The sequence below is a fragment of the Sphingomonas sp. AP28 genome (genome assembly GCF_056680455.1).
Window position 1 is genome coordinate 836140 of record NZ_CM155283.1, and the last position, 17228, is coordinate 853367.

At 64.0% G+C, this 17228-nt stretch carries 16 protein-coding genes; 1 reads left to right on the plus strand and 15 read right to left on the minus strand.

The genetic code is table 11. The annotated features are described in order from the left end of the window. Positions 1–6: 6 nt before the first annotated feature. Positions 7–786: an SDR family oxidoreductase gene (locus tag AC1MH0_RS03635; protein WP_480964761.1), complete on the plus strand. Its 780-nt coding sequence runs from the start codon at positions 7–9 to the stop codon at positions 784–786. Between the two features lie 150 nt (positions 787–936). Here the strand turns inward: AC1MH0_RS03635 and AC1MH0_RS03640 are convergent, their stop codons facing one another. The 15 genes from AC1MH0_RS03640 to AC1MH0_RS03710 form a co-directional block, all read right to left on the minus strand. Further along, positions 937–1218: a DUF1467 family protein gene (locus AC1MH0_RS03640; RefSeq protein WP_480964762.1), complete on the minus strand. Its 282-nt coding sequence runs from the start codon at positions 1216–1218 to the stop codon at positions 937–939. 4 nt (positions 1219–1222) lie between these two features. Then, positions 1223–2860 (minus strand): ribonuclease J, encoded by a 1638-nt coding sequence (locus tag AC1MH0_RS03645; protein ID WP_480964763.1) that lies wholly within the window; start codon positions 2858–2860, stop codon positions 1223–1225. A 63-nt stretch (positions 2861–2923) separates the two neighbouring features. Next, on the minus strand, positions 2924–3700 hold the full coding sequence (locus AC1MH0_RS03650; protein ID WP_480964764.1) for a type III pantothenate kinase: 777 nt from the start codon (positions 3698–3700) through the stop codon (positions 2924–2926). 10 nt (positions 3701–3710) lie between these two features. Then, positions 3711–4442, minus strand: coding sequence for a biotin--[acetyl-CoA-carboxylase] ligase (locus AC1MH0_RS03655; RefSeq protein WP_480965668.1), 732 nt, complete (start codon positions 4440–4442; stop codon positions 3711–3713). Between the two features lie 2 nt (positions 4443–4444). Beyond that, positions 4445–5890: an NADH-quinone oxidoreductase subunit NuoN gene (gene nuoN / locus AC1MH0_RS03660; protein WP_480964765.1), complete on the minus strand. Its 1446-nt coding sequence runs from the start codon at positions 5888–5890 to the stop codon at positions 4445–4447. Continuing rightward, positions 5890–7446 carry an NADH-quinone oxidoreductase subunit M gene (locus AC1MH0_RS03665; RefSeq protein WP_480964766.1) on the minus strand — a complete coding sequence of 519 codons (1557 nt, stop codon included), beginning with the start codon at positions 7444–7446 and terminating at the stop codon, positions 5890–5892. The genes nuoN and AC1MH0_RS03665 overlap by 1 nt, the downstream gene beginning before the upstream one ends. Beyond that, complete coding sequence (gene nuoL, locus AC1MH0_RS03670) at positions 7446–9551, minus strand: NADH-quinone oxidoreductase subunit L (protein ID WP_480964767.1); 2106 nt, start codon at positions 9549–9551, stop codon at positions 7446–7448. The genes AC1MH0_RS03665 and nuoL overlap by 1 nt, the downstream gene beginning before the upstream one ends. Before the next feature lie 5 nt (positions 9552–9556). Next, positions 9557–9865: an NADH-quinone oxidoreductase subunit NuoK gene (gene nuoK / locus AC1MH0_RS03675; RefSeq protein WP_082441002.1), complete on the minus strand. Its 309-nt coding sequence runs from the start codon at positions 9863–9865 to the stop codon at positions 9557–9559. Continuing rightward, a complete protein-coding gene (locus AC1MH0_RS03680) occupies positions 9862–10473 on the minus strand; it encodes an NADH-quinone oxidoreductase subunit J (RefSeq protein ID WP_480964768.1) in 612 nt (203 codons plus the stop codon). Before AC1MH0_RS03680 ends, nuoK begins: the two co-directional genes overlap by 4 nt. Positions 10474–10516: 43 nt before the next feature. Next, positions 10517–11002 carry an NADH-quinone oxidoreductase subunit NuoI gene (nuoI, locus tag AC1MH0_RS03685; protein ID WP_055877898.1) on the minus strand — a complete coding sequence of 162 codons (486 nt, stop codon included), beginning with the start codon at positions 11000–11002 and terminating at the stop codon, positions 10517–10519. Next, a complete protein-coding gene (nuoH, locus tag AC1MH0_RS03690; RefSeq protein ID WP_056058320.1) occupies positions 10999–12045 on the minus strand; it encodes an NADH-quinone oxidoreductase subunit NuoH in 1047 nt (348 codons plus the stop codon). Before nuoH ends, nuoI begins: the two co-directional genes overlap by 4 nt. Beyond that, positions 12042–14036, minus strand: a complete 1995-nt coding sequence (gene nuoG, locus AC1MH0_RS03695; protein ID WP_480964769.1) for an NADH-quinone oxidoreductase subunit NuoG — start codon at positions 14034–14036, stop codon at positions 12042–12044. The genes nuoH and nuoG overlap by 4 nt, the downstream gene beginning before the upstream one ends. Next, positions 14036–15337: an NADH-quinone oxidoreductase subunit NuoF gene (gene nuoF / locus AC1MH0_RS03700; protein ID WP_480964770.1), complete on the minus strand. Its 1302-nt coding sequence runs from the start codon at positions 15335–15337 to the stop codon at positions 14036–14038. Before nuoF ends, nuoG begins: the two co-directional genes overlap by 1 nt. Further along, the gene (locus tag AC1MH0_RS03705) at positions 15337–16005 is read right to left on the minus strand and encodes a complex I 24 kDa subunit family protein (RefSeq protein WP_056048529.1); all 669 of its coding nucleotides are present in this window, start codon (positions 16003–16005) and stop codon (positions 15337–15339) included. Before AC1MH0_RS03705 ends, nuoF begins: the two co-directional genes overlap by 1 nt. Then, a complete protein-coding gene (locus AC1MH0_RS03710; RefSeq protein WP_274705252.1) occupies positions 16005–17216 on the minus strand; it encodes an NADH-quinone oxidoreductase subunit D in 1212 nt (403 codons plus the stop codon). The genes AC1MH0_RS03705 and AC1MH0_RS03710 overlap by 1 nt, the downstream gene beginning before the upstream one ends. Positions 17217–17228: the final 12 nt, after the last annotated feature.

Genomic DNA, 17228 nt, shown 5'->3' on the forward strand with positions numbered 1-17228 from the left:
GCCCAAATGCCAAGACTGAACATGAAGATCTGCGTCATCACCGGCGCAGCCCGCGGCATCGGCCGCGCGATCGCCGAGCGCTTCCATGACGAAGGCGCCATCGTCATCCTCACCGACATCGACGAAACCGCCGGCGTCGAGACTGCGACGGAGATAGGCTGCCGGTTCGAAAGGCTCGACGTCCGCGAAGAGGCGGATTGGCAGCGCTTGGCGGAGATCGTTCCGGTGGTCGACGTGCTCGTGAACAATGCGGGCGTAACGGGTTTTGAGCACGGCATGGTCGCGCATGATCCGGAACATGCTAGCCTTTCAGACTGGCGCGCGGTCCATGCGGTCAACCTCGACGGCACGTTCCTCGGCTGTCGTTATGCGATCGGCGCGATGAAGGTGGCCGGCGCCGGCTCGATCATCAACATCTCGTCGAGATCCGGGCTGGTCGGGATCCCCCTCGCCGCGGCCTATGCGTCGTCGAAGGCCGCGATCCGCAATCACAGCAAGACGGTGGCGCTGTATTGCGCGCAGCAGGGGTGGAAGATCCGCTGCAACTCGGTGCATCCCGCGGCGATCCTGACGCCGATCTGGGCGCCGATGCTCGGGGATGGAGCGGACCGGGAGGCGCGGATGGCGACGCTGGTGGCGGATACGCCGTTGAAGCGGTTCGGAATGCCGGACGAGGTGGCCGCGGTCGCGGTGATGCTCGCGTCGGACGAGGCGACCTACATCACCGGGACGGAGATCAATATCGATGGCGGTTTGCTGGCGGGCTCGGCCGCATCGCCGGGATGATGCTCACCTTTTGATCCTCCCCCGCAAGGGGGAGGTGGCTGCACTTGCCAGACGGAGGGGGAGGTAAGCACAAACCGCTGTTGCGTGGTCCTCCCCCTCCGTCACCTACGGTGCCACCTCCCCCTGGCGGGGGAGGATCAAGGGGCCGTCCTAGCGCGTGACCATGTTCCCACGGTCGAACAGGTCGACGCTCTGCGGTGTGATCCAGCCGTAAGAATAATTCAGCTGGAACAGCACGAATAGCACCGTCGCCACAACGGTCACCCGCCACGCCGTCCGCCCCGACCGAAACTCGTGCGGCGCGCTTTCCGCTTGGCCGGGGACGTGTTCGCCCCCGACCTCGCGCGTCGTCTTCACGCCGAATGGCAGGACCAGGAACACCGAGAACGACCAGAACAGGACGTAGATCGCGAGTGACGAGGTCCAGCGCATCCGATCAGCCCTCGATCAACAGCACGTCGACGATCGGCTGCTTGCCGGTCCAGCGCTTGGCGACCTTGCGCACTGCGAGACGGATCTGCTCGCGCATCTTCTCGCTCTCGCGCTTGCCACCGCGTACCGTGTCCGCGGCCGCCTGGACCGCATCGGCGATGAACGCCGCGCGGTCTTCCTCGACCGGCACGCCCTGCACGCGAACCTGCGGCTGCCCGACCATCCGGCCGTCCTTGCCGAGCGCGACACCAACCGAAATCTGGCCGTTGATCGCCAGCTTGCGCCGCTCGCTCAGCGTCGCGCCGTCCGCCGGCAGGATCACGTCGCCGTCGAGCACCAGACGCCCGACGGTCGCATTGCCGATCTTCGCCGGGCCCTTGGGCGCCAGACGGATGATGTCGCCGTTGCTCTGCACGATCGCGCGCGGAATGCCCTGCTCGAGCCCAAAGCGCGCATGCTCCATCATGTGGCGCATCTCGCCATGCGTCGGCACGAGCACGTCCGGCCGCAGCCAGTCGTACATCTGCGCGAGTTCCGGCTGACCCGGGTGACCCGATACATGGACGTGCGCCTGGCGCTCGGTGATCATGCGGATGCCCTTGGCCGCCAGCGTGTTCTGGATGCGACCGATCTGCACCTCGTTGCCTGGGATCTGCTTCGACGAGAAGATCACCGTGTCGTCGGCGTCGAGCGTGATCGTGTGCTGGCCATTGGCGACACGCGCCAGCGCCGCGCGCTCTTCACCCTGGCCACCGGTGGCGATGATCAGCACCTTGTTCTTGGGCAGGCGCATCGCCTCGTCCGGGCTGATCGTGTCCGGAAAATCCTTCAGATAGCCCGTCGCGCGCGCGACCTTGATGATCCGGTCGAGCGAACGCCCGGTCACGCACAGCTTGCGCCCCGTTTCCTTCGCGACTTCGCCGAACGTGTGCAGACGCGCGGCGTTCGACGCGAAGCTGGTGATCATCACGCGGCCCTTGGCCTTGCTGACCTCCTCGAACAGACCTTTCCGCACGGTGCTCTCGCTGCCCGATGCGGTGGTGTTGAAGATGTTGGTCGAGTCGCAGACCAGCACGTCGACGCCCTTGTCGCCGATCGCCATGAAGCCCTCAGGCGTGGTCGGGTTGCCGATCACCGGGTTCTTGTCGAGCTTCCAGTCGCCGGTGTGGAACACGCGACCGTAAGGCGTGTCGATCAACAGCGCGTTCGCCTCGGGGATCGAATGCGACATCTCAACAAAGGTGAAGCCGAACGGCCCGAGCTGGAAATTGCCGCCCATCGGAATCATCTTGAGCTTCACGCGGTTGGCGATGCCCTCTTCCTCGAGCTTGCCGCGGATCAGGCCCATCGTGAACGGCGTCGCGTAGATCGGCACGCCGAGGTCTTCGGCGAGATACGGCAGCGAGCCGATATGATCTTCATGGCCGTGCGTGATGACGATGCCGAGCAGGTCGTCGATCCGGTCCTCGATAAAGGACAGATCGGGCAGGATCACGTCGACGCCGGGATATTGCGGATCAGCGAAGGTGATGCCGAGATCCACCATCACCCAGTTGCCCTGGCAGCCGTACAGGTTGACGTTCATGCCGATTTCGCCGGAGCCGCCAAGGCCACAGAAAAGGAGTTCGTTCTTCGGAGTCATTGATTACTTTCAGGATTATACAGGAATATGGCCCGCAGGCCGGTCGGCGCGAGCCCAATGGCCCTAGATATGGTGACGATCCCACATCATCGCCAGCCCCTGGATCGTCAGGTCGGCTTCGATGACGTCGAACACGTCGGTCTGTTTCTCGAATAATGTGGCAAGGCCGCCGGTGGCGACGACCTTCACGGGACGGCCGATCTCGCGCTTCATCCGCGCGACTAGCCCCTCGATCATCGCGACATAGCCCCAATAGATGCCGATATGCATCTGCGAGACGGTGTTGAGCCCGATCACGCTGGTATCGGTCGGTGCCTCGATCGCGATCCGCGGCAGCTTCGCCGCGGCGGTCACTAGTGCGTCGAGCGAAAGGTTGATCCCCGGCGCGATGATCCCGCCCTTGTACGCGCCGCTATAGTCGACGACGTCGAACGTGGTCGCGGTGCCGAAATCGATCACGATCAGGTCGCCGGGATGCAGCGCATGCGCAGCGATCGTGTTGACCGCACGGTCGGCACCGAGCGAGGCAGGCTCGTCGACATCGATCGCGATGCCCCATTCGACTGGCGCATGCCCTGCGATCAGCGCGTCGGTGTCGAAGTATTTCGACGCGAGCACCTGGAGGTTGTGCAGCGCGCGGGGAACAACGGTGGCGACGATCACGCCCTCGACCCCAGTGCGATCATGCCCGCCGAGCTGCATCAACTGGCTCAGCCACACCGCATACTCGTCTGCGGTACGCCGCGGATCGGTCGCGATCCGCCAACGTGCGACGATCTCACCGCTCTCGACGAGCGCGAACACGACATTGGTATTGCCGGCATCGATCGCGAGCAGCATCAGCGGGGCCTCAAAGCAGGAAGACGTCGGCAGCGTGAATGACACGCCGCTCGCCAGACGCCAAGCGGAGGATCAGCGCGCCGTCGCTGTCGAGCCCGATAAACAAGCCGTCAATCCCGCTGCCGTCGGGGAGGCGAGCGGTCAGCGCGGTGCCTGCAGGATGCGCGCAATCGACCCAGCGCTCGCGGACGGGGGCGATACCCTCGGTCCGCCAGCGACCGATCCAACGCGCAAAACTGTCGGCGAGGATGTCGAGGAACATTGCCGGTTCGACAACCACGCCGTGCGCGGCGAGGTCGGTCGTCGCACGGTCGGGCAAATCGGGATGGTGCGCAATGTTGACGCCGTAGCCGACGATCACCGCATTGTCCGTGCGTTCGAGCAGGATACCCGACAACTTGGCATCCGCGAGCAGCAGGTCGTTGGGCCATTTCAGGACCAGCGTCTCGCTCGCGTCGGTCGTACCCTGGCAGATCCCCGCGACGAGGAAAGTGGACACGGTTTCCTGCAAGGCAACCGCAGCAACCAGCGCGAGGCTCGCGGCCGGCGGATCGTTCGGCCTCAATCGGACCAGCGTACTGGCGTAGAGGTTACCCTCGGGCGACGACCATTCACGCCCGAGCCGCCCCCGCCCCGCTGTCTGCCGGATCGCACGCAACCAGAGACCGTCCTCGGCACCGCCGCGCGCAAGCTCCAGCAGGTCGGCGTTGGTCGATCCTGTTTCCGCGACGGTGCGGATGATGCTCAGAACAACGCCCGTGCGGCCGCCATCGTCCACGCGCCGAGCACGGGGATGAGGAGGTAGCCGGCTGGCGACACGAACACCGCGGCGATGGCGATCAGGCCACCCTCGACCTTGCTCTCCATCGGCGCGAACGCGGGTGCCGGATCGTCGAAGTACATCGTCTTGACCACGCGCAGATAATAATACGCGCCGATCACCGAAGCCGCGATGCCGACGACCGCCAGCGGGAACAGACCAGCGTCGACCGCTGCGCTGAACACCGCAAACTTCGCGTAGAAGCCGAACAGCGGCGGGATGCCGGCGAGGCTGAACATGAAGATCGCGAGCGCCGCCGCCAATGCAGGACGGGTCCGCGACATGCCGGCGAGGCTGTCGATCGTCTCGACCGGCTGCCCGTCGTCACCACGCATCTGCAGCACGACCAGGAACGAGCCCAGCGTCATCGCGACGTAGATCGTCAGGTACATCAGCACGCCCGACACGCTCTCAGGCGTCCCGGCCGCGAGACCGATCAATGCGAAGCCAACATTGTTGATCGACGAATAGGCGAGCAGGCGCTTGATGTTGGTCTGGCCGATCGCCGCGACCGCACCGAGGATGATAGACGCGAGTGCCGCGAAGATCACGATCTGGCGCCACTGGTCCGTCGCCGGGCCCATCGCATCGACCGCCACGCGGACGCTGAGCGCCAGCGCCGCTACCTTGGGGGCGGACGCGAAGAACGCGGTGACCGGTGTCGGGGCGCCCTCGTACACGTCGGGCGTCCACATGTGGAACGGCACGGCGCTGATCTTGAAGGCGAGGCCAGCGAACACGAACACCAGACCGAACAACAGGCCAAGCGACTTGGTGCCGGCGTATGCTTCCGAAATGCCCGAGAACAACGTCGTGCCGCTGAACCCGTAGACCAGCGAAATGCCGTACAGCAGAATGCCGCTGGCGAGCGCGCCGAGCACGAAATACTTCAGGCCGGCTTCCGCCGAACGCCCATCGCGCCGCATGAAGCTGGCGAGGACATAGGCCGCAAGGCTCTGGAGCTCGAGACCGACATACAGCGTCAGCATGTCGGTTGCCGAGACCATGATGCCCATGCCGCAGGCCGACAGCAGGATCAGCACCGGATATTCCGGACGCAGATCGTCGCCGTGGGTGCGTGCGAAGAAGCTCGGCGCCATGACGATCGCGACCGCCGAAGCGATGTAGATCAGAACCTTGGCGAACGCGCCGAACGCGTCTGCGCGGTAAAGACCGTCGAACGCATAGCCGCCCGACGACGCCGGACCGACCAATGCGATCCCTGCCCCAACGAGGACGAACACAGCGGCGATCGAAACGGAGCGCGTCGATTTGTCCCCGCCCCAGGCCGAGACGAGCATCAGGGCGATCGCACCCAACGCCAGCACCAGTTCCGGCAGCGTCATTGCGATGTTAGCGGCATAATCCATCAGTGTGCCTCTCCGTGCGCGGCACTATCGACAGTGGCGGGGTTCCCCGCGTGGACGGTGGCGGGGTTCCCCGCCGTTGGGTTGGAATCGCTGGCCGGCTTGGCGCGATCGACACGGGCGAGAAGCACGCCCACGTCCTTGCGCATCGGTGCCAGGAAGCTCTCGGGATACACGCCCATCCACAGCACGACGGCTGCGATCGGAGCGAGCAGCCACATCTCGCGGCCTGACAGGTCGACCATTGCACGGACGTCGTCCGCCTTAATCTCACCGAACACGACGCGGCGGTACAGGAACAGCATGTACGCGGCACCCAGGATGATGCTCGTCGTGCAGAGCAGCGCGGTCCAGGTCGAGACCTGGTACGTCCCCATCAACGACAGGAACTCGGCGACGAAGCCGCTGGTGCCCGGCAGCCCGATCGAGGCCATCGTGAAGAACAGAAAGAAGATCGCATACTTCGGCATGTTGATCGCGAGACCACCGTAGCGCGAGATCTCGCGGGTATGGAGCTGGTCGTAGATCACGCCGACGCACAGGAACAACGCACCCGATACCAGGCCGTGGCTCAGCATCATGATCATCGCGCCTTCGATGCCCTGCCGGTTGAACGCGAACAAACCGATCGTGACGATCGCCATGTGCGCGACCGACGAATAGGCGATCAGCTTCTTCATGTCCGACTGCACGAGCGCGACGAGCGAGGTGTAGATCACCGCGACCGCCGACAGGCCGAAGATCAGCCAGGTTAGCTGGCCCGAGGCTTCGGGGAACATCGGCAGCAGGAACCGCAGGAACCCGTATCCGCCGAGCTTCAGCAGCACGCCCGCCAGGATGACCGAGCCTGCGGTCGGCGCCTGGACGTGCGCGTCGGGCAACCAGGTGTGGACCGGCCACATCGGCATCTTGACCGCGAACGACGCGAAAAACGCCAGCCACAGCCATGTCTGTACATGCGCCGGGAAGTCGTAGTTCATCAGCGCCGGGATGCTGGTCGTGCCCGCGGTCTTCGCCATGTAGAGCATCGCGATGAACATCAGAACCGAGCCGAGCAGCGTGTACAGGAAGAACTTGTACGAGGCGTAGATCCGGTTCGCGCCGCCCCAGATGCCGATGATCAGGTACATCGGGATCAGGCCGGCTTCGAAGAACACGTAGAACAGGAACAGGTCCTGCGCCGCGAACGTGCCGATCATCAGCACTTCGGTGAACAGGAACGCCGCCATGTATTCGGGCACGCGGGTCGTGATCGAGCGCCAGCTGGCACCGATGCAGATCGGCATCAGGAACACGCTGAGCATGATCAGCATCAGCGCGAAGCCGTCGATGCCGAGCGACCAGCCGAACGGGCCGAAGATGCCGGGGGCGTGCTCGACGAACTGCCACTGCGCGCCGCCAATATCGTAGTTCATCCACAGCATGATGCCGAGAACAAAGTCGATCAGCGTTGCCGCCAGCGCCAGCGTCCGCGCCGCGTTCGCCGAAACGAAAAGGCACACAACGGCGGCGATCATGGGGACCGCGATCAGGACGGAGATAATAGGAAAGCCGGTCATTACAGTCCGATCGCCCAGGTTACGGCTGCGGTCAGCCCGATCAGCATGACGAAGGCATAGGTGTAGAGGTATCCCGTCTGGAAGCGGTTGGCGACGCGGCTGCCGATCTGGACGACCCAGGTCGCGCCGTCGGGCCCGAACCGGTTGATCGTCTTCTCGTCGCCGCGGTGCCACAGGAAGCGGCCGATTGCGAACGCCGGACGGACGAAGATCAGGTCGTACAGCTCGTCGAAATACCACTTATGCAGCAGGAAGTCGTAGAGCACGCCGAACTGTTCGACGACCTTGGCCGGGAACGTCGGGGCCTTGATATAGGCGTACCAGGCGGTCAGCAGGCCGAGCAGCATCGCGATCGTCGCCGACAGTTTGATCAGCAACGGCACACCGTGCATCTCGTGCATCAGATGTTCGCGGAACGCGAGTGCGCCCTTCCAGAACTCTTCGCCTGCGGTGGGCTCGATGAAGAAGCCGTGGAACACGAAGCCGGCGAGGACTGAGCCGATCGACAGGACGATCAGCGGGATCAGCATCGGCAACGGGCTCTCATGCGGGTGATACCCACCGTCGCCTTCGGCCGGTGCATGCGCGGCGTCGTGATGACCATGCGGCGCGTGTCCTGCGTCCTCGGCCTGAGCCGGGTTCGCGTGGTGGTCGTCCGCGTGATGCGCGTCATGCGCATGATCATCGTGACCATGCGCGTCGTGGAGCGCATGCTGGATGTGCTCCGATGCGGCCCAGCGCGGCTTGCCCCAGAAGGTCAGGAACATCACACGCCACGAATAGAAGCTGGTCAGCAACGCGACGAGCACACCGACGAACCATACGCCCGGCTGGCCCGCAGCCCAGCTCGCCTCGATGATCGCATCCTTCGAATGGAAGCCGGCGAAACCGATCGCGGTGTTGCCGAAGATGCTGGGGATGCCGACGCCGGTGATCGCGAGCGTACCCGCCATCATCGCCCAGAACGTCACCGGGATCTTCTTACGCAGCCCGCCATAATAGCGCATGTCCTGCTCGTGGTGCATCGCATGGATGACCGAGCCGGCGCCAAGGAACAGCAGCGCCTTGAAGAACGCGTGCGTGAAGAGGTGGAACATCGCCGCGCCGTACGCGCCGACGCCCGCCGCGAAGAACATGTAGCCGAGCTGCGAACAGGTCGAATACGCGATCACGCGCTTGATATCGGTCTGCACGAGGCCACAGGTCGCCGCGAACAGGCAGGTCGCGGCACCGACCGAGGTGACCACGGTCAGCGCGACCGGGCTCATCTCGAACATCGGCGACAGGCGGCACACCATGAACACGCCGGCGGTGACCATCGTCGCCGCGTGGATCAACGCCGACACCGGGGTCGGGCCTTCCATCGCGTCCGGCAACCAAGTGTGCAAGCCGAGCTGCGCCGACTTGCCCATCGCACCGACGAACAGCAGCAGGCAGAGCACCGTCATCGTGTCGAAGCGGTAGCCGAGGAAGCCGAGCGTCGAGCCCGCCATGCCGGGGGCCGCGGCGAGGATCTCGGGGATCGAGACCGTGCCGAACACCAGGAACGTGCCGAAGATACCGAGCATGAAGCCGAGATCGCCGACGCGGTTGACGACGAACGCCTTGATCGCGGCCGCACTTGCCGACGGCTTGCGGAACCAGAACCCGATCAGGAGGTAGGACGCGAGACCCACGCCTTCCCAGCCGAAGAACATCTGGACGAGATTGTTCGCCGTCACGAGCATCAGCATCGCGAAGGTAAACAGCGACAGATACGCAAAAAAGCGCGGCTGGTCGGGGTCTTCATCCATATAGCCCCAGCTATACAAATGGACCAACGCCGAGACCGACGTGACGACCACGAGCATCACCGCAGTCAACGCATCGACGCGCAGCGACCACGCGACGTTCATGTCGCCCGAGTGGATGAAGTCGAGCAGCGGCGCGACAGTGGCCGTGCTGGTGCCCGAGAGGAAACCGATGAAGATCGGCCAGGACAACAGGCACGACGCGAACAGCGCAGCCGTGGTGACGAGTTTCGCCGGCACGTTGCCGATCGCGCGATTGCCGAACCCGGCAACGATCGCGGCCAGTAACGGCAGGAAGACGATAAGCTGGATCAACCGTATTACCCCTTCATCCGGTTGACGTCGTCGACCGCGATGGTGCCGCGACCGCGGAAATAGATCACGAGAATGGCGAGGCCGATCGCGGCTTCACCCGCGGCGACCGTCAGCACGAACATCGCGAACACCTGTCCGACGAGATCGTGGAGGAACGCCGAGAACGCGACGAGATTGATGTTCACCGCCAGCAGGATCAGCTCGATCGCCATCAGGATGACGATGAGGTTCTTGCGGTTCAGGAAGATGCCAAGCACCCCCATCGTGAACAGGATCGCCGCGACGACCAGATAATGGACGAGACCGATCGTCACAGTTCGACTCCCTGCCCGACGACCGGGCTCGTGTTGCGCGTGGCGTCCTGCGGACGACGTGCGTTTTGGCGGCTGATGTTCTGCGCCTTGACGCCGCCACGCTGGCGGTGGGTCAGCACGATCGCCCCGATCATCGCGACCAGCAGCACGAGGCCGGCACCTTCGAACACGAACAGATAGCGTGTGTAGAGAAGGTTACCGATCGCCTGGATGTTGGGCACGGCGTCGTCGATGGGTGCGGCGCGACGCGCAAGCTGGATCGGGCCCGTGCTCCACGCGCCGATCGCGATCATCACCTCGGCGGCGAGCGCCACGGCGAGCGCGAGACCGATCCCGAAATACCGGGCGACGCCTGCGCGCAACTCGGTGAAGTCGATGTCGAGCATCATGACCACGAACAGGAACAGCACTGCGACCGCACCCACATAGACGATGACGAGCAGCATCGCGATGAACTCGGCACCGACCAGGATCATGAGGCCGGCCGCGTTGAAGAACGCGAGGATCAGCCACATCACCGAATGGACCGGGTTGCGCGACGCGATCGTCAGCGCGCCCGACAGGACGACGACGAAGGCGAAGAGGTAGAAGGCTAAGGCCTGAATCACGATTGCGGCCCCTTAGACGCCCACGAGAAGAATGAGCGCGCCATTAACGGTACGGCGCATCGGCGGCAAGGTTCGCCGCGATCGCGCTTTCCCAACGGTCGCCATTATCGAGCAGCTTCGACTTGTCGTAGATCAGCTCTTCGCGCGTCTCGGTGGCGAATTCGTAGTTCGGCCCCTCGACGATCGCATCGACAGGGCACGCCTCGGCACACAGGCCGCAGTAAATGCACTTGGTCATGTCGATGTCGTAGCGCGTTGTGCGGCGCGAACCGTCGTCACGCGGCTCGGCCTCGATCGTGATCGCCTGCGCGGGGCACACGGCCTCGCACAGCTTGCACGCGATGCACCGCTCTTCGCCGTTCGGATAACGACGCAGCGCATGCTCGCCCCGGAACCGCGGCGACACTGGATTGCGCTCGTACGGATAGTTGATCGTCGCCTTTTCCTTGAAGAAATAGCGAAGCGTCAGCGCGTGCGCCTTCACGAACTCCCACAGGGTAAACGACTTGATGATCTGAGCGACGCTCATGAACCCACTCCAACGCGCGTCAGCATAAGATAGCCCGACACGAGGAAAACCCAGAACAGCGAGACGGGGAGGAAGACCTTCCAGCCGAGCCGCATCAGCTGATCGTAGCGATAGCGCGGCACAGTCGCCTTCACCCAGCTGAACAGGAAGAAGAAGAACAGGATTTTGGCGAACAGCCAGATGATCCCCGGCACGTAGTATAGCGGCGCCCAATCGACCGGTGGCAGCCAGCCGCCCCAGAACAGCGTCGCGTTGAGCGCACACATCAGCAGCACGTTGGCGTACTCGCCGAGCCAGAACAGCGCGAACGACATCGACGAATATTCGGTCTGGTATCCGGCGACGAGCTCGCTCTCCGCCTCGGTCAGATCGAACGGTGCGCGCTGCGTCTCGGCCAGCGACGAGATGAAGAACATCACCGCCATTGGGAACATCAGCGGGTTCAGGATGTACCCGTTGAAGAACCAGACGTGCGACTTCTGCGCCATCACGATCGCCGACAGGTTGAAGCTGCCGGTCCACAACACGACCGAAATCAGGATGAAGCCGATCGCGACTTCATACGACACCATCTGCGCGGCCGCACGAAGCGCCGAGTAGAATGGGTATTTCGAGTTCGACGCCCAGCCCGACAGGATGATCCCGTACACGCCGAGCGACGACGCCGCGAGCACGTAGAGCAGCCCGACGTTGATGTCCGCGAGCACGACGCCGACGCCGAACGGCACCACCGCCCAGACGATCAGCGCGACCGTGAAGGTGATGATCGGCGCCAGCAGGAACAGCGTCCGGTTGGCGGCTGCGGGGACGATCGTCTCCTGCAGGAACACCTTCAGGCCGTCGGCGAAGCTCTGCAGCAGACCGAACGGACCGACGACGTTCGGACCACGCCGCAACGCCATCGCCGCCCAGATCTTGCGGTCGGCATAGATGATCATCGCCACCGCGAGCATCAGCGGCAGCGCGATCACGAGAATGTCGATGATCGTCGCGAGGAAGAACGCCCAGTCGTAACCGAGCGAGGATTCGAACCAGGAGATCATTCGGCTGCCTCCGCGTAATCTTCCCCGTGGAGAAGTTCGGCCGAGCACCGCTGCATCGTCGGCGACGCGCGGCAGATCGCGTTGGTCAGGTAGAAGTCCTTGATCGGATAGCCGGCGAGGACACCCTCTCCTGCACCGTTGAGCAAAGGCGGGTTCCACTCGAACGTCGCGAGCGCCTGATGACGCAGCGCAGGCACGTCAGCGTACATTTCCTCGCGCAGCCCCTCGAAGCTGTCGAACGGCAGCGTGTGGCCGAGCGTGTCGGACAGCGCGCGGAAGATCGACCAGTCGTCACGCGCGTCGCCCGGTGCGAACACCGCGCGCTCGCCGCGCTGGACACGACCCTCGAGATTGACCCACGTCCCCGACTTCTCGGCGTACGTTACACCCGGCAGGATGACGTCGGCAGCCGCCGCACCCTTGTCGCCGTGATGGCCCACGAACACCTTGAACCCTGCGAACTTCGAATAATCGACCTCGTCCGCGCCGAGGAAGAAGCCGAGCTTCGCCCCCATCACGTCGGCGATGCCGCCCTTCTGCGCATAACCGAGCATCAGCCCGCCCATCCGCGAGGCCGCCATGTGAACGACGTTGAAGCCGTTCCAGTCCGCCTTCACGAGGCCGAGTGTGTCGACAAGCTTCAACGCAGCCACATGGCCACCCTTCAGCGCGCCGCCACCCACGATCACCATCGGACGCTTAGCCTTGCCGAACGCCTCCGTCACCGCCTCCGGCAGAGCGCCAAGCAGCGCCAGATCGTCGCCGAGCCATTCGACCTTGTACGTCAGGTCCGTCTCCGGCCCGATCGCAAAGACCTTCGCGCCCTTCTTGATCGCTTTGCGCACCCGCGTGTTCACCAGCGGCGCTTCCCAGCGCAGGTTGGTGCCCACCAGCAGGATCGCGTCGGCACGCTCGGTGCCGGCGATCGTCGTGTTGAAATTGACTGCGGCGATGCTCGTCGCATCATAATCCATGCCGGTCTGACGGCCTTCGAGCAGGCTCGAACCCATCTTCGCCAAAAGCGCCTTGGCGGCATACATCGTCTCGCAATCGACCAGATCGCCAGCGACGGCCGCAACGCTCGACCCGGCGTTCACAGCCTTGATCGCTGCGAAAGCCTCGTCCCACGTCCCGGGAACCAGCTTGCCGTTCACCCTCACATAAGGCTTGTCGAGACGACGACGGACAAGGCCATCGATCGCATGGCGAGTCTTGTCGGTCGCCCACTCCTCGTTCACGTCCTCGTTGATCCGCGGGACGCAGCGCAGCACCTGGCGACCACGGCTGTCGAGCCGGATGTTGGTGCCGACCGCGTCCATCACGTCGATCGTCAGCGTCTTGCGCAATTCCCACGGACGCGCCTCGAACGCATACGGCTTCGACGTCAGCGCGCCGACCGGGCACAGATCGACGACATTGCCGGAGAGCTCGCTCTTGACCGCATTCTCGAGATACGAGGTGATCTGCATGTCCTCGCCGCGGAAGATCGCACCGATCTCCTCGACGCCGGACACTTCCTCGGCGAACCGGATGCAGCGCGTGCACTGGATGCAGCGGGTCATGACCGTCTTGACGATCGGACCCATATACTTCTCGGTAACCGCGCGCTTGTTCTCGTCGTAGCGCGAATGGCCGCGGCCATAGGCAACCGACTGGTCCTGAAGATCGCACTCGCCGCCCTGATCGCAGATCGGGCAATCGAGCGGATGGTTGATCAGCAGGAATTCCATGATGCCCTCGCGGGCATTCTTGACCATCGGCGAGTTGGTAAAGATCTCCTGCTTGTCCGCCGCCGGCAGCGCGCACGACGCCTGCGGCTTGGGCGGACCGGGCTTCACCTCGACCAAGCACATCCGGCAATTGCCGGCGATGCTCAGGCGCTCGTGATAACAGAAACGCGGGATCTCCTTGCCGGCAAGCTCGCACGCCTGCAGCACGGTGGCGCCCTGCGGCACCTCGATCTCTACGCCATCGACTTTGACTAAGGGCATTACTCTGCGGCTTCCATCATCGGCGCGGTGTCGCCACCGCGCTCACGGATACGGCGCTCCATCTCGGGGCGGAAATGCTTGATCAGGCCCTGGATCGGCCATGCGGCCGCGTCGCCCAGTGCGCAAATCGAGTGACCCTCGACTTGCTTGGTGACCTGCTGGAGCATGTCGATCTCGGACAGCTCGGCGTCGCCGGTGCGCATCCGCTCCATCACGCGCCACATCCAACCGGTACCCTCGCGGCACGGCGTGCACTGGCCGCAGCTCTCATGCTTGTAGAAGTACGAGATGCGGCTGATCGCGCGGACGATGTCGGTCGACTTGTCCATGACGATGATCGCCGCGGTGCCAAGACCCGAACCGACCGCCTTCAGGCCATCGAAATCCATCGCGCAGTCCATGATCTGCGCGGCGGGCACGAGCGGCACCGACGAGCCACCCGGGATGACCGCGAGCAGATTGTCCCAGCCGCCACGGATACCGCCGCAATGCGTCTCGATCAGCTCGCGGAACGAGATGCTCATCTCTTCCTCGACGACGCAGGGCTTGTTCACATGACCGCTGATCTGGAACAGCTTCGTGCCGCGGTTGTTCTCCGCGCCAAAGCTGGAGAACCATGCAGCACCACGCCGCAGGATCGTCGGTGCAACCGCGATCGATTCCACATTGTTGACCGTCGTCGGGCAGCCGTAGAGGCCAGCACCTGCCGGGAAAGGCGGCTTCAGCCGCGGCTGCCCCTTCTTCCCCTCGAGGCTCTCCAACATCGCGGTCTCTTCGCCGCAGATGTATGCGCCTGCACCACGATGCACGAACACGTCGAAGTCGTAGCCCGACCCGCACGCGTTCTTGCCGATGAAGCCGCGGTCATAGGCCTCGGCGACGGCTGCGAACAGCGTCTCGGCCTCGCGAATATACTCGCCGCGGATGTAGATGTACGCCGCGCGCGCGCGCATCGCGAACCCGGCGATCAACGCGCCTTCGATCAGCTTGTGCGGATCGTGGCGGATGATCTCGCGATCCTTGCAGCTGCCCGGCTCGGATTCGTCGGCGTTGATGACGAGGAAGTTCGGCCGGTCGGGCTTCGGCTCCTTCGGCATGAACGACCATTTGGTGCCGGTCGGGAAGCCTGCACCGCCACGGCCACGCAGACCCGACGCCTTCATCACGTCGATGATCGCGTCCTGGCCGAGCGCCATCAGGTCCTTGGTGTTGTCCCAATCGCCGCGCATGATCGCCGCGTCGATGTTCCACGGCTGGAAACCGTAGACGTTGGTGAAGATGCGGTCCTTGTCGGCGAGCATCAGGCCCACTCCCCCCGGTAATCGTGGTTCGCGTCGACCATCGCCTTCAGCGAGGTCGGGCCGCCTTCTGGGCAGCTTGCGCGACGACCGAATTGCGGCCCCGGCGTCGGGTGCCCGCCATTGGCCAGCGCCTCGAGGATCTCGGTCGTCTTATCGTAATCGAGGTCTTCGAAGTTATCGTCGTTGATCTGCACCATCGGCGCATTGGCGCACGTGCCGAGACACTCGACCTCGGTCAGCGTGAACATACCGTCCGGCGTCGTGCCACCCTTGACCAGCCCGCGGTTCTTGCACGCGGCCAGGACGTCGTCCGACCCACGCAGCATGCACGGCGTCGTGCCGCAGACCTGGACATGGAAGCGGCCGACCGGCGCCAGATTGAACATCGTGTAGAAGGTCACGACCTCGTACACACGCATGTACGGCACGCTGATCTGACGCGCGACGAACTCGATCACCGGCACCGGCAACCAGCCCTGCGTCTGCGTTTCCGCACCGACCTGGCGCTGCGCCAGATCGAGCAGCGGGATCGACGCCGACTGCTCGCGACCCTTGGGATAGCGCCCGAGAATTTCGTTCGCCTTCACCTGGTTCTCGTCCGTCCATGCGAACGAACCCCAGCGGGCGCGGGTCTCGGCCTCGTCGGGAATTTTCGGAGCTTCAGCCATCAGCGGTCACATTCACCAAAAACGATATCCATCGCGCCGAGGATCGCGGTCGTATCCGCCAGCATGTGGCCCTTCGCCATGAAGTCCATGGCTTGCAGATGCGAGAACGCGGTCGGGCGGATCTTGCAGCGGTACGGCTTGTTCGAGCCATCGGCGACCAGGTACACGCCGAACTCGCCCTTGGGGCTTTCAGTGGCAACATAGACGTCGCCGGCGGGTACGTGGAAGCCCTCGGTGTAGAGCTTGAAGTGATGGATCAGCGCTTCCATCGATTGCTTCATTTCGCCACGCTTGGGCGGCACGACCTTGCGATCGAGCGACGCGATCGGCCCCTCGGGCATGTCGCGCAGGCACTGCTTCATGATCCGCGCGGACTGACGCACTTCCTCGACGCGCACCATGAACCGGTCGTAGCAATCGCCGCGCGTACCGACCGGCACCTCGAAGTCCATCTTGGCATAGGCGTCGTAGGGCTGCGACTTGCGCAGATCCCAGGCAATCCCCGAGCCGCGGATCATCGGGCCGGAAAAGCCCCACTTGATCGCGTCGTCGCGGCTGACCACGGCGATGTCGACGTTGCGCTGCTTGAAGATGCGGTTGTCCGCAACAAGCGAGATCGCATCCTCGAACAGCCGCGGCAAGCGCGTGTCGAGCCAGTCGCCGATATCGGCGAGCAGCTTCAACGGCGCATCCTGATGCACGCCGCCCGGACGGAAATAGTTCGAATGCATGCGCGCGCCAGAGACACGCTCGAAGAAGTTCATGCAATCTTCGCGAATTTCGAACAGCCACAGATTCGGCGTCATCGCGCCAACGTCCATGACGTGCGAGCCCAAATTGAGCATGTGGTTAGAGATGCGCGTCAGCTCGGCGAAGAACACCCGCAGATACTGCGCTCGCTCAGGCACTTCGAGGTCAAGCAGCTTCTCGACCGCGAGCACCCAGCTATGCTCCATGCACAGCGGCGAGCAGTAATCGAGACGATCGAAATACGGCAGCGCCTGCGTGTACGTCTTGTACTCGATCAGCTTCTCGGTGCCGCGGTGGAGCAGGCCGACATGCGGGTCGACGCGCTCGACGATCTCGCCATCGAGCTCCATGACCAGGCGCAAAACGCCGTGCGCGGCCGGATGCTGCGGACCAAAGTTGATCGTGTAGTTCTGGATCGTGACGTCGCCGGTCGTGGGATCGGCTGCGTCGGCTTCGCCCAGAAGCTCTTCGAC

Excerpts from the sequence above, each read along its gene's own strand:
- nuoH (WP_056058320.1), bottom strand. The coding sequence starts at position 12,045 with ATGATCTCCTGGTTCGAATCCTCGCTCGGTTACGACTGGGCGTTCTTC.
- AC1MH0_RS03645 (WP_480964763.1), bottom strand. The coding sequence starts at position 2,860 with ATGACTCCGAAGAACGAACTCCTTTTCTGTGGCCTTGGCGGCTCCGGC.
- AC1MH0_RS03665 (WP_480964766.1), bottom strand. The coding sequence starts at position 7,446 with ATGACCGGCTTTCCTATTATCTCCGTCCTGATCGCGGTCCCCATGATC.
- nuoI (WP_055877898.1), bottom strand. The coding sequence starts at position 11,002 with ATGAGCGTCGCTCAGATCATCAAGTCGTTTACCCTGTGGGAGTTCGTG.
- nuoN (WP_480964765.1), bottom strand. The coding sequence starts at position 5,890 with ATGGATTATGCCGCTAACATCGCAATGACGCTGCCGGAACTGGTGCTG.
- AC1MH0_RS03640 (WP_480964762.1), bottom strand. The coding sequence starts at position 1,218 with ATGCGCTGGACCTCGTCACTCGCGATCTACGTCCTGTTCTGGTCGTTC.
- AC1MH0_RS03650 (WP_480964764.1), bottom strand. The coding sequence starts at position 3,700 with ATGCTGCTCGCGATCGATGCCGGCAATACCAATGTCGTGTTCGCGCTC.
- nuoG (WP_480964769.1), bottom strand. The coding sequence starts at position 14,036 with ATGCCCTTAGTCAAAGTCGATGGCGTAGAGATCGAGGTGCCGCAGGGC.
- nuoF (WP_480964770.1), bottom strand. The coding sequence starts at position 15,337 with ATGCTCGCCGACAAGGACCGCATCTTCACCAACGTCTACGGTTTCCAG.
- AC1MH0_RS03635 (WP_480964761.1), top strand. The coding sequence starts at position 7 with ATGCCAAGACTGAACATGAAGATCTGCGTCATCACCGGCGCAGCCCGC.
- AC1MH0_RS03705 (WP_056048529.1), bottom strand. The coding sequence starts at position 16,005 with ATGGCTGAAGCTCCGAAAATTCCCGACGAGGCCGAGACCCGCGCCCGC.